Origin of the sequence: Duganella fentianensis, from assembly GCF_009857835.1 — a bacterium.
GTDB classification, from domain to species: Bacteria; Pseudomonadota; Gammaproteobacteria; order Burkholderiales; family Burkholderiaceae_D; genus Rugamonas; species Rugamonas fentianensis.
In genome coordinates this window covers 77,142-89,903 of record NZ_WWCL01000002.1, presented here as the reverse complement: position 1 = coordinate 89,903, position 12,762 = coordinate 77,142, and the positions used below count along the sequence as shown (strand labels likewise).

At 63.9% G+C, this 12,762-nt stretch carries 9 protein-coding genes; 8 read left to right on the top strand and 1 reads right to left on the bottom strand.

From position 1 onward, the window contains the following. The first annotated feature begins 8 nt into the window (after positions 1-8). The 6 genes from GTP23_RS08205 (at position 9) to GTP23_RS08180 (ending at position 6,188) form a co-directional block, all read left to right on the top strand. Positions 9-2,093: a carbon starvation CstA family protein gene (locus GTP23_RS08205; RefSeq protein WP_161034757.1), complete on the top strand. Its 2,085-nt coding sequence runs from the start codon at positions 9-11 to the stop codon at positions 2,091-2,093. Next, the gene (locus GTP23_RS08200) at positions 2,093-2,293 is read left to right on the top strand and encodes a YbdD/YjiX family protein (RefSeq protein ID WP_155436495.1); all 201 of its coding nucleotides are present in this window, start codon (positions 2,093-2,095) and stop codon (positions 2,291-2,293) included. The genes GTP23_RS08205 and GTP23_RS08200 overlap by 1 nt, the downstream gene beginning before the upstream one ends. Positions 2,294-2,451: 158 nt before the next feature. Next, on the top strand, positions 2,452-3,318 hold the full coding sequence (locus tag GTP23_RS08195; RefSeq protein ID WP_161034756.1) for a ThiF family adenylyltransferase: 867 nt from the start codon (positions 2,452-2,454) through the stop codon (positions 3,316-3,318). Beyond that, entirely contained in the window at positions 3,315-4,415 is a 1,101-nt protein-coding gene (locus GTP23_RS08190) for a nitroreductase family protein (protein ID WP_161034755.1), read from the top strand. The genes GTP23_RS08195 and GTP23_RS08190 overlap by 4 nt, the downstream gene beginning before the upstream one ends. Further along, positions 4,415-5,080 (top strand): acyltransferase, encoded by a 666-nt coding sequence (locus GTP23_RS08185; protein WP_161034754.1) that lies wholly within the window; start codon positions 4,415-4,417, stop codon positions 5,078-5,080. Before GTP23_RS08190 ends, GTP23_RS08185 begins: the two co-directional genes overlap by 1 nt. Positions 5,081-5,240: 160 nt before the next feature. Next, positions 5,241-6,188, top strand: coding sequence for a PEP-CTERM sorting domain-containing protein (locus GTP23_RS08180; protein WP_161034753.1), 948 nt, complete (start codon positions 5,241-5,243; stop codon positions 6,186-6,188). A gap of 110 nt (positions 6,189-6,298) precedes the next feature. Here the strand turns inward: GTP23_RS08180 and GTP23_RS08175 are convergent, their stop codons facing one another. Further along, positions 6,299-7,519, bottom strand: coding sequence for a glycosyltransferase (locus GTP23_RS08175; RefSeq protein ID WP_161034752.1), 1,221 nt, complete (start codon positions 7,517-7,519; stop codon positions 6,299-6,301). A 184-nt stretch (positions 7,520-7,703) separates the two neighbouring features. Here GTP23_RS08175 and GTP23_RS08170 point away from each other — a divergent pair, with 184 nt between their 5' ends. Together GTP23_RS08170 and GTP23_RS08165 are read left to right on the top strand one after the other, a co-directional pair. After that, on the top strand, positions 7,704-10,535 hold the full coding sequence (locus GTP23_RS08170; RefSeq protein ID WP_161034751.1) for a hybrid sensor histidine kinase/response regulator: 2,832 nt from the start codon (positions 7,704-7,706) through the stop codon (positions 10,533-10,535). Position 10,536: 1 nt separating this feature from the next. After that, on the top strand, positions 10,537-12,735 hold the full coding sequence (locus tag GTP23_RS08165; protein ID WP_161034750.1) for a putative bifunctional diguanylate cyclase/phosphodiesterase: 2,199 nt from the start codon (positions 10,537-10,539) through the stop codon (positions 12,733-12,735). The last annotated feature ends 27 nt before the right edge of the window (positions 12,736-12,762 follow it).

The window sequence follows — 12,762 nt, the reverse complement described above, 5'->3', positions numbered from 1 at the left end:
GAGGAAGTATGCAAACTATCACCCCTCGTGCGCCCACCACCCTAGCCGCCCGGCTAGGCTGGGCTGCCCTCGCCCTGTGCGGTGCGGCAGCGCTGGGCGTTGTCGCGCTCAAGCGCGGCGAATCGATCAGCGCCATCTGGATCGTCATCGCCGCCGTCTGCGTGTATCTGATCGCCTACCGTTTCTACAGCCTGTACATCGCCGACAAGGTGCTGGGGCTGGACGCACGCCGCCTGACCCCGGCCCAGCGCCTGAACGACGGTCTGGACCACGTACCGACCAATAAATACGTGTTGTTCGGCCACCACTTCGCCGCGATTGCCGGTGCCGGTCCGCTGGTCGGCCCCGTACTGGCGGCGCAGATGGGCTACCTGCCCGGCATGCTGTGGATACTGGCTGGCGTGGTATTTGCCGGCGCCGTGCAGGACTTCATCGTGCTGTTCATCTCGACCCGCCGCGATGGCCGCTCGCTGGGCGACCTGATCAAATCCGAACTGGGCCAGATCCCCGGCATGATCGCCCTGCTGGGCACCTTCATGATCATGGTGATCATTCTGGCCGTGCTGGCACTGATCGTGGTGAAAGCGCTGGCCGGCTCGCCATGGGGCAGCTTCACCGTGATGGCCACCATCCCTATCGCCCTGTTCATGGGCGTGTACACGCGCTACATCCGCGTTGGCCGCATCGGCGAAGTTTCCATTATCGGCTTCATCCTGCTGATCGCTGCCATCTTCGGCGGCCAGATCGTGCAGGAAAATCCGGCGCTGGCACCGATGTTCACCTACACCGGCACCGAGCTGACCTGGATGCTGATCGGCTACGGCTTTGTGGCCTCGGTGCTGCCTGTATGGCTGCTGCTGGCCCCGCGCGACTACCTGTCCACCTTCCTGAAAATCGGCACCATCGTCGGTCTGGCCATCGGCATCATCATCGTTGCGCCTTACCTGAAAATGCCGGCCATGACCAAGTTCATCGACGGCACCGGCCCGGTCTGGGCAGGCTCGCTGTTCCCCTTCCTGTTCATCACCATAGCCTGCGGCGCCGTATCCGGCTTCCACGCGCTGATCTCGTCCGGCACCACGCCCAAGATGATCGAAAACGAAACCCACGCCCGCTTCATCGGCTACGGTGCCATGCTGATGGAATCCTTTGTCGCCATCATGGCGCTGGTCGCCGCATCGACCATCGAACCGGGCGTGTACTTCGCCATGAACAGCCCGGCTGCCCTGATCGGCACCACGGCGGATACGGCCGCTGCCGCGATTACGCAATGGGGCTTCTACGTCACGCCGGAAATGCTGACCCAGACCGCCAAGGACGTGGGCGAGCACACCATCATTTCGCGTGCCGGTGGCGCGCCGACGCTGGCCGTGGGCATGGCCCACATCCTGTCGAACGTGATCGGCGGCCAGACCATGATGGCCTTCTGGTACCACTTCGCGATTCTGTTCGAAGCGCTGTTCATCCTCACGGCGGTGGACGCCGGCACCCGCGCCGGCCGCTTCATGCTGCAGGACTTGCTGGGCGCTTTCGTGCCTGCCATGAAACAGACGGAAAACGTGGTCGCCAACCTGACCGCTACCGGTCTGTGCGTAGCGGCCTGGGGCTACTTCCTGTACCAGGGCGTGGTGGATCCGCTGGGCGGCATCAACACCCTGTGGCCACTGTTCGGTATCGCCAACCAGATGCTGGCCGCCATCGCACTGATCCTCGGCACCTGCGTGCTGTTCAAGATGAAGCGTGCGCGCTTTGCCTGGGTCACCATGGTGCCTACCGTCTGGCTGCTGCTGTGCACGCTGACGGCTGGCTTCCAGAAAATCTTCTCGGCCAATCCTAAAGTCGGCTTCCTCGCCCACGCTGCCAAGTATCAGGCCGCCTACGCGGACGGCAAGCTGCTGGCACCGGCCAAGTCCATGGCGCAGATGCAGCAGGTGATCTTCAACGATTATCTGGATGCATCGCTGGCCGGCTTCTTCGTCGTCGTCGTGCTGAGCATTCTGGTGTTCGGTATCCGCACCGTGCTGCAAGCCCGGGCGGCCAGCGGCCCGACGGCCAAGGAAAGCCCGCTGGTACTGGCTACCGGAGCCCAGTAATGCTAGGCGAAATCGTTCAGGCAGGCCGTTATCTGGGCCAGAGCGTGCGGCTGATGATGGGCCTGCCTGAATACGACACCTATGTGAGCCACCGCGAAGCCACCCATCCGGGCGAGCCCATCATGACGTATGAGGAATTCTTCCGCGAACGTCAGGAAGCCCGCTACGGCGGCGCAGGCAAACGCGGCGGCTGCTGCTAGGCCAGCACACAGCCACGGGGTCAGATCGGGCATCGGTGCAGACTCTGCGCCAACGCCCGATCTGACCCCATTTTATTTTTAGGCAGCGGGGGAACCTCACCCACGCTACAGCGGTCTTATCTTCTGGCGCGGCACGGTCCGCCGCGCGGAGCCTGCTGATGCCGCCAGCTTTTTCCTATCCGCTCGCCTTTGTACGCAACCTCGGCTGGGTCACGCCTGCCGAGCAGGGCATATTGCGCAGCAAGCGCATTGCCATTGCCGGCATGGGCGGCGTGGGCGGGGTCCACCTGCTCACCCTCACCCGCCTCGGCATAGGCGCTTTCCATATTGCCGACTTCGACCGCTTCGATCTGGCCAATTTCAACCGGCAGGTGGGTGCTACGGTCACCACGCTGGACCTGCCCAAGGTCGACGTGCTGGCCACGCTGGCGCGCGACATCAATCCGGAACTGCAGCTGGCCCTGTTCCGCGATGGCGTCCACCACGGCAATATGCCCGCCTTTCTCGATGGCGTGGATCTGTATGTCGACGGGCTGGATTTCTTCGCCTTCGGTGCACGTCAGGCCGTGTTCGCCGCCTGCGCCGAGCGCGGCATACCCGCCATCACGGCGGCGCCACTGGGCATGGGCACGGCGCTGCTGAACTTCCTGCCGGGCGGCATGAGCTTCGATGACTATTTCGGCTGGGGAGATCTGCCCGAAGCGGAAAAAGCCCTGCGCTTTCTGGTCGGGCTGGCGCCGGCGGGCCTGCACGGCAGCTATCTGGTCGATCCGGCCAGCATCAATCTGGAAGCCCAGCGCGGCCCGTCCACCATCATGGGCTGCGAACTGTGCGCCGGTGCTGCCGCTACCGAAGCCCTGAAAATCCTGCTGCAGCGCGGCCCCGTGGCCGCCGCGCCGTTCGGCTACCAGTTCGACGCCTACCATAACCGCATGGTGCGCACCTGGCGTCCGGGCGGCTACCGCAACCCGCTACAGCAGCTGGCCATGTGGGTGATCCGGCGCCGCCGCGGAGCGCGCTCATGAACCGGCCCGGCCTGCTATTCGATCCCACGCTGGAACAGATCCTCGATCTGGCCCGCTGGGCGCCCAGCGGTGACAACACCCAGCCGTGGCGCTTCGAAATTCTGGGGCCGCGCCGCCTGATCGTGCACGGCTACGATACGCGCAACCATTGCGTGTACGACCTCGACGGCCACCCCAGCCAGCTCTCGCTCGGTGCGCTGCTGGAAACCATGAGCATCGCTGCCACCCGCTTCCGCCTGCAGCTGCATGCCAGCCGCCATACCGAAGCACCGGAGCAGCACCCGCGCTTCAGCATCGATCTGCTACCGGCGCCCTTGCTGGAAGCCGATGCGCTGGCCGATTTCATCCAGACCCGCAGCGTGCAGCGGCGCGCCCTGAGCCGACGCCCGCTCAGTCCGGCCGAACGGGCGGCACTGGCCGGCGCCCTGCCGCCCGGCTATCAGGTCTACTGGCTGGAAGGCAGCGCCCGGCGGCAGGCTGCATGGCTGATGTTCGACAACGCCGGCTTGCGCCTGACCATGCCGGAAGCCTGGCAGGTGCACCGCAGCGTGATCGACTGGAACGCGCGCTACAGCGTTGCGCGCATTCCGTCGCAGGCGCTGGGAGTCGATGCGGCCACGGCGCGCCTGATGCAATGGATTATGCAGCGCTGGGAAAGAGTGGCCTTCTTCAACCGCTGGCTGGCCGGCACGCTGGCGCCGCGCGTGCAGATGGACCTGCTGCCGGGGCTGGCCTGTGCCGCCCATTTCGTTCTGGTCGCACCGCACCGCGCCCAGCGCATCGATGATTTCGTCGAAGCTGGCCGTGCCGTGCAGCGTTTCTGGCTGACGGCCGCCAGCCTCGGCCTGCAACTGCAGCCGGAACTGACGCCGCTGATCTTCGCCCGCTATGTGCGCGACGGGCGCATTTTTTCGGCCACAGCCGGCATGCAGGAGCGTGCCGCTGCCCTGTCGCGCCGCGGCGCTGCCCTGCTGGGCGCGGCCGCCTGGGATCAGGCCGTCTTCATGGGCCGCATCGGTGCCGGTCCCGCAGCGCGCTCGCGCTCGCTGCGCCTGCCTCTGCACCAGCTGCTGTACGATGCGCCGGGGAGCTTGTGATGCGCGCCATCCGCGGCAGCCAGATCGTCCTGTTTCTGCTCCTGCTGGCGCTGATACTGGTGCTGGCCCTGCTCACCACCGCCCTGCTCGACGGCGCACCGCTGGGCGACTTCCGTGCGCTGGTACTGGTGTCCGGCGTCGTGCTGCTGGTCTATCTGTACGCCATCCTGATCTATCGCGCCTTGCTGTATGCGGCACCGCTCAAGGAAGGCATCGTTGCCGAACATACGCAGGAAGAAACCATCGCCAACCTGAACATCCTGTTCTACCTGCTGCTGTTCAACTCGCTGATCCGTACCCACTTCATCCCCGTTCCCCTGCTGCGCCTGCTGTATCTGGCACTCGGCGCCAGGCTGGGCAGCAATACCTATTGTGCCGGCGTGATGCTCGACCCGCCGCTAACCCGCATCGGCAGCAATAGCATCGTCGGCCACGATGCAGTGATCTTTGCCCACGTGATCGAGGGCGACAAGCTGGAACTGCGCGCCGTCCAGATCGGCGACAACGTCACCATCGGTGCCACGGCCGTCATCATGGCAGGCGTACGCATTGGCGACCGCAGCATCATTTCGGCCGGCGCCGTCGTCACCAAGGATAGCCAGATCGGCGCCGACGAAGTCTGGGGCGGCATACCGGCCAAACGCTTGCGCAGCCTGAAATCCTGAACCGCATAGCGGCTGTCGGAGATTCTTACAGTCGCCCCCCGCTGCTGTCTCCACCACCTGCTAAGTGCTTGATTCGATTGCCAGCCCTGCCACTGGCAAGGCTTTTGCTCTAACTCGCTTACGACCCCGATTCCCGGGTTCTCACTGATCAGGAGTAATTATGAAACAGCTCAAATTGGCCCTAGGCAGCGCGCTGCTGGCCAGCACCATGGCCGCGCATGCCGGCCCCACCGTAGGCCTGGACCCCACCGGCACCGGCGCCTACACCACCTATGCCGATCTGTGGACCAATGTCACCGACACCGCACTGGCCACCGGCTTCATCCCGGGCCTGACGGTAGGCGGCCCCGGCGGCGCACTCCCTTACCTGACGGAACTGCGTTCGCAAATGGTCATCGGCACTATGACCAACAGCAATATTCCGGCACTGGTCACTCCCGCAGGGCTGAACAGCACGTTTGAAATCAGCAAAGTGGTGCGCTTCCAGGAGCTGGTCGATGCCCAGACACCCACCACCGCCCACTTCACCATGCCGGCCACACAATCGGCCGCCATGGATGTGGATCCGCTGCATGCCGGCGTACAGAATCTGGCACTGTACCTGGACCGGATCGGCCCTGGCGGCGTCAGCAAGGCCGTGCCCGGCAATGGCGCCAGCACCGTACGCTGCTACGGCCAGGGCGTTACCTCGGCCGGCTGCGGCGGGATAGGTGATCCCGACGGCGATGGCATCATGATCCTGTCCGGCCATCTGGTGTTCAACGACGCCAGCTTTACCGCTTCCGGCCCCGTCGGGACGGGCTCCTTCGATTCGCGCTTCATGATCGACTATGTCGATCCGCTCTATCTCGACATCGTCAGCGGTTCCGTGTTCAGCAACAAGATCACGGGTACCACCAACGTACCATCGTTCTTTACGCCAACCAGCATGTGGGATGGTGCCGTGCCTACCACCGTGCCCTTCCTGAAGGCCGATTCTTCGGATAGCTTTGTTGCCGTACCTGAGCCAGCCACGCTGGCGCTGATCGGCCTGGGTTTTGCCGGACTGGCACTGAGCAGCCGTCGTCGCGGTGCTTCGAGCATGGGCGGCAGCCCCATGGCAGCGTAAGCACCAGCGCCTTGCGTGCTAGCCAGCGCGCAGGGCACCCGCAGCGCGCCCTGCCGCAGCAAGGGCGCGCTGTATCGCACACTATCGCACGCTATCGCAGATAAGCTGCGCTATCGCCCCCCTGCAGCACGTGCACCCACCCGGTCGAGTGCGGCCAGCAAGCCTTGCGCCACATCGTAGTGCTGGAAAACTCTGGCCATCTGTGCTGCCGCCGCCCGTATGCCCGGATGCACCAGCATCTGCATCACACTCTCGCGCAAGGTAAACGCCTGCAAACGGTCGGAACGCAAACATCGGCCAGCCCCCACCGCCAGCACCCCCTGCATATTCAGATACTGATCCAGATTCCCGGCTATGCCCAGCACAGGAACACCGGCGGCCAGCGCCTGTTGCGTGCTGGGGCTGCCGCCGTTACAGATGACCAGTTGCGCACGCTGCGCTGCCCGCTCACCGGGCAGATAGTGGGCCACGAAAGCATTGTCCGGTACGGCTTCAGGCATGGCCTGCCCGGCTGTCGCCACCATCAGCCGCAAGGGCAGGCTGGCCAGCGCCTGCAAAATCAAGGGTAACAACTCGCCTTGTCCCGAACTCCCCAGCGTGACATACACGAGCGGCAAATCCTGCGGCAAACCATGCCACCACTGCGGCTCCGGCGTGGGCGGCGACCACGTTACCGGCCCCAGAAAAGCATGGTTGGCGGGCAGGCTGGTGGCGGCAAACATTTCCGCCACATCCGGATACAGCACCTGATCGGCATCCGCATACAGACTACGCAAATCGTAAGGCAAGGTCGGCAATCGGTAGCGCCGCCGCAACTGATTCAGCGGCACGCTATGCAATGCAAACGCGAGCGGACGCACGGCACGGAATAGCGGATTCGCCAGCGCAATGGGCAGCACACGCGCAAGCGCAATCGCGGGCACCGTATATTGCTGCGCTACATAAGGACTCCAGTAGGCATTAATCAGCCCGATATAGGGCAGCGCCAGCAAGCGCGCGCTGACCGCCAGCGACAGGCGGAAGTCACCTATCACAGCGTCCGGCCGCAACCGTTCGAGCAAGCGCCTGTCCTCGGCGACATAGGTCTGCAAGGTCGCCACATCATAAACAGGTTTGCCGGCCGCCAGCGCACTTAGAAACTGCTCACTGGAGATGCTATGCAACGGCCAGTACTGCATGCTTCCATTCGGGAAAAACTGGCTGTAGCCGGCCGCGCAGGCGAAGTGCAGCTCATACGCCAAAGGCGACAACATGCGCGCCAGCGCCAGCGGTCTCCCCACATGTGCCAGCGTCACCGCTTCCGCTACAAACAATATTTTTTTGCGCGCCATGCTGCCAGCATGGTGCGCCGCAATTAAGGCTGTTTGAGCTAGCTCAATGGTACCGGCCTTCGATCCAGATCAACACTGGCACGGGACGAAGGTTATATTTTTCCAATTGGCATTTCGTTTCCCGGCCGAATGCCACGCCAGCTGCCGCGTCGCGCAGCGACTTCTCTTGCCTAGACTGCGCGCAATGTTCCAGACCGAACGTTCAGGGCTTAGCCAGAAACTCACCAGAATTGCCCTGCTGTCGACGGGCAGCGCCATGCTGCTGGCCTTCCTCGCCTTTGCCAGCATGTCCATACTCAGCCGTAACGATGAAGAACGCCAGCAGCTCACCTCGCTGGCCGGCGTCATCGGCAACAACAGCGAACTGCCCCTGCTGTATGCCGACGAGACCCAGGCGCGCAACACGCTGGCCGCCCTGGCGGCCGACAACCGTATCCGCCGCGCCGCCCTCTACACAGGCAAAGGACAGTTGCTGGCGCATTATCTGCGCGCCGCACCGGCCGTGAGCACGCCCATGGACAGCCAGATACCCGCCGCCAGCGACACGCTGCAGCTACACATGGTCTATCCCGACGCACAGCTATTGCCGGCACTGCAGCTCTACCTCCCCGTGCTGCGCGACGGCCAGCACATCGGCACGGTCATGCTGGAAGCCAGCCTGTCGCGCATGTGGCTGGACTTGCTGCGCACGCTGGCTGCCAGTGCGATTGCGGCCCTGCTGGCCTGCATACTGGCACTGCTGATGGCCGCCAGACTGCGTAACAACCTCACCGAAGCGGTAGCGGGGCTGATCAGCGCTGCGCGCCAGGTCAGCCAGGGCGGGCATACCGCCATGATCCGGCATCAGCGCAAGGATGAACTGGGCACCCTGATCGACAGCTTCAACGACATGCTGGCGCAAGTGGCGGCGCGCGACGGCGCTTTGCAGCAGTACCGCGACCAGCTGGAACGGCAGGTCAGCGTGCGTACGGAACAGCTGGAAAAAGCCAAGAATGCGGCCGAGGCGGCGAGTCAGGCCAAGAGCGCCTTCCTGGCCACCATGAGCCATGAAATCCGCACCCCCATGAACGGGGTGCTAGGCATGACAGAACTGCTGCTGGCAACACCGCTGAGCGAGCAGCAGCGTCATTACACCAGCATGGTGCAGCGCTCGGGCGAACACCTGCTGGTCATCATCAACGATATTCTGGACTTCTCCAAGATCGAAGCGGGCAAGCTGACCGTGGAATACATCCAGTTCAACTTCCGTTTGCTGCTGGAAGAAATAGAACATGTGTTTGCCCCGCAGGCACAAAGCAAGCATATCCGCCTTGAACTGGTGCTCGCCCCCAACATTCCGATCGCCGTGTGCGGCGATCCCAACCGGCTGCGCCAGGTCATCTACAACCTGCTGGGCAACGCCGTAAAATTTACCGACAGCGGCCAGATCACCATCGCCGTCAGCGTCACCGGCGAGGATGAACAGAGCATAGGCCTGCGCTTCGAAGTGCGCGACACCGGCATAGGCATATCCGCCGAAGCGCGCGCCCGCATCTTCGATTCCTTCTCGCAGGCCGACGGTTCTACCACGCGCAAGCATGGCGGCACCGGCCTGGGGCTGGCCATCTCCAAGCAGCTGGTAGAACTGATGGGGGGGCGCATAGGGGTAGACCATGCGCTCGCGCAAGGCTCGCTGTTCTGGTTCACGGTAAATTTCGATAAGCGTCGTATCGATGCCGACCAACCTACCAGCCTTGCCAACGGGGAATGCCGCGCCTTGATAGTCGACGATAAGCTCGCCAGCCACGACCTGCTGCCCCGGCTCCTGAACCGCTGGCAGCTGGCCTATACCAGCACCGGTGCCAGCACCGCGCTGGCCACCCTGCTACAGGCGCAGGCGGACGGCTGCCCCTACCATGTGGCACTGCTGGAAATGGATCTGCCACGCACCAGCGGGCTGGCGCTGGCCGCAGCGCTGCATGCCGAGCCACAGCTGGAAAATCTGCGGCTGATCCTGCTCAGCAGCGAGAAGCACGCGGCCGATGCCCAGCAGCAGCGCGCGGCCGGGGTGGCCTATCAGCTGATCCAGCCGATACGCGAGAGCGACCTGTACGAATGCCTGTCCACCACTGCATTGCCGAATGCAGCGGCGCCAGAACTGTCCCGGCTGGCGCCGCCTGTCACCACCCTCACCCCGCTCAGCCAGAGCTCCAGCACCAGCGTACGCCCGCGCAAGGGGCGCCGCGTGCTGCTGGCAGAAGACAACCCCGTCAACGTGGAAGTGGCCAGCGCCATGCTGGAAAGCATGGGGCTCGATGTCAGCCGCGCCGAGAACGGCGAACAGGCGCTGCATTCAGTCCAGAGCAATGCCTACGATCTGGTGCTGATGGATTGCCAGATGCCCGTGATGGACGGCTTTGCCGCGACGGGCGCGATCCGCCGCCACGAGCAGCAGCAGGGTCAGGGTCACAAGCTGCCCATCATCGCCATCACCGCCAATGCCTTGCAGGGCGACCGCGAATCCTGTCTGGCCGCCGGCATGGACGACTACCTGAGCAAGCCTTTCACCCGGCAAGCACTGGGCCACACGCTGGCACGCTGGATCAATCTGCCGCGCCAGAACAGCCAGAGCGTAGACGACACCACCCCGCCCGCCACACCGGAAAGCGCGCCCGCGCCCGCCGGCAGCATACAGCGCGCCGCACTGGAGCATATCCGCGCGCTCAATCCGCAGCACGGCGACGCCCTGCTGGAGAAAATCCTGCAAACCTATCTGCGCGATACGCCGCAACAGCTGCGGGCGCTAGCGCAGGCCCAGCTGCAGCAGGACCATGAAGCCCTGCGTACGCTGGCCCACCGCCTCAAGTCGGGCAGCGCCAATGTGGGTGCAGTCGAACTGGCCGCCAGCTGCAAGCAACTGGAACAGCTGGCTCGCCAGCAAAGCAGCGCCAGCGCCGCCCCTCTGCTGGCCACCATAGAACGGCAATTCCAGTCCGCGCGGCAGGCGCTGGAAGCGATACTGGAAAAGGAAGCCTGACATGGCAGCTGTCCCCCTCGCCCGGCGCGGCCTGGTGCTGGTCGCCGATGATGACCCCGTGATGCGCGTGCTGATGCTGGAAATGCTAGGCCAGGTGGGCCTGGACACGGTCGAAGCGGAAGATGGCGAACAGGCGCTGGCCAGCTTCCGCCGCATCCAGCCCGATCTCGTCATGCTGGACGTGGAAATGCCGGGCATGGACGGACTGGCAGTGTGCCGCGCCATCCGCCAGCAGGAACAGCATGCCACGGTACCCATCATCATGGTGACGGGTGCAGACGAACTGGCCTCCGTCACCAGCGCCTACGAAGCCGGCGCTACGGACTTCGTCTCCAAACCCATCAACTGGCCGATACTGGGCCACCGCGTGCTGTACGTGCTGCGCGCCAGCGATGCGATTAGCCGCCTGCGTCTGGCCGATGCACAGCACCGCGCCGTGATGGCCGCCATCCCCGATACCTTTTTCCGCATGAACCGCGCCGGCTATTATCTCGACTACGAACAGGGCCACGAAGCCAGCGGCGTGTTCGCCAGCGAACGCTGCGTCGGCCAGCATCTGCAGCAGGTGCTACCGGAGGCCATCGCGCAGCAGATGCTGACACAGGTGCACAGCGTGCTGGCCAGCCAGCATGTCGGCTCGCTCGATTACGCCCTGCCGCAAAACGGCATCGCCCGCGCGCGCGCTGGCGAACATGCGGTGGCAGCTCCCGTACGCCATTTCGAAGCACGGCTGGTGGCTACCGGCCCCGATGAAGTGCTAGGGCTGGTGCGCGACATCAGCGAGCGCAAACGCAACGAAGAGCAGATCCGCCGTCTGGCCTATTGCGACAGCCTGACCGGCATCCCCAACCGGCAGGCTTTTCTCGAAACGCTGGAAGCGGAGCTGCGCCGCTCGCGCAAGGACAAGCACAAATTCGCCGTACTGTTCATGGATCTGGATGCCTTTAAACGCATCAACGATACGCTGGGCCACGACGTCGGCGACCACCTGCTCAAGGCCGTGTCGGAGCGCCTGCGCGAAACCATACGGCCCAGCGATCTGGTGTCGCGCACCGAGGCCGACGACAGCAATCTGGCCCGTCTGGGCGGCGACGAATTCACCATCCTGATTCCCGACCTGGAACGGGTCGACGATGCGCTGGCCGTGGCCCAGCGCGTCAAAGATGCCATGTGCCGCCCCTTCCAGCTGGACAGCCACGAAATCTTCGTCACGGCCAGCATCGGCATCTCGCTCTACCCCGACGACGGCGAAGACTGCAGCAGTCTGCTGAAGTTTGCCGACACGGCCATGTACCACGCCAAGAACTGCGGCAAGAACAACGCCAAGATGTATAGCTCCTCGCTGACCATGCAGATCATGAGCCACGTCCAGCTCGAAGTGGGCTTGCGCAAGGCGCTGCAGAATCAGGAGTTATACCTGCTGTACCAGCCCCAGATCGATGTCAGCAGCGCCACCATCGTCAGCGTCGAAGCGCTGGTGCGCTGGCGCCATCCCGAGCGCGGCATCATTTCGCCGACCGAGTTCATTCCGCTGGCCGAGGAAACCGGGCTGATAGTGCCGATCGGCGAATGGGTGCTGCGCACGGCCTGCCAGCAGGCGCGCCAGTGGCAGATCAGCGACGACCGTCCGCTGCGCATCGCCGTAAACCTGTCGGCCAAACAGTTCAAGGACGAGAACCTGAGCCAGATCGTGCTCTCCGCGCTGCAGGATAGCGGCATGCCGGCCGAACTGCTGGAACTGGAACTGACCGAAGGCACGCTGATGGACGATGCGCGTGCCACCATGCAGACGCTGGAACGCTTGCGCGCCATCGGGGTGTATCTGGCGATCGATGATTTCGGCACGGGCTATTCGTCGATGAGCTATCTGAAGCGCTTCAACGTCAGCGCCCTGAAGATAGACCGCAGCTTCATCACGGGGCTGCCGCAGGATAGCGAGAATGCCGCCATCACCCGCGCCATCATCGCCATGGCACATGGCCTGAAGCTGAACGTGGTGGCGGAAGGTGTGGAGACCAACGAACAGCTGCGCATGCTGGAACAGTGCGGCTGCGACATGGTGCAGGGCTACTATCTGGGCCATCCTTCGCCGCCGGAAAATATTGCCCTGATGCTGGCCCAGCGCCCCGTACTCGACGGCAGCGACGATAACGATAGTGGCGACAGCTCAGTGCACAGCAAGTTCCCCGAACAGCATTGAGCCTCATCGCATGATGTTTTTACCACC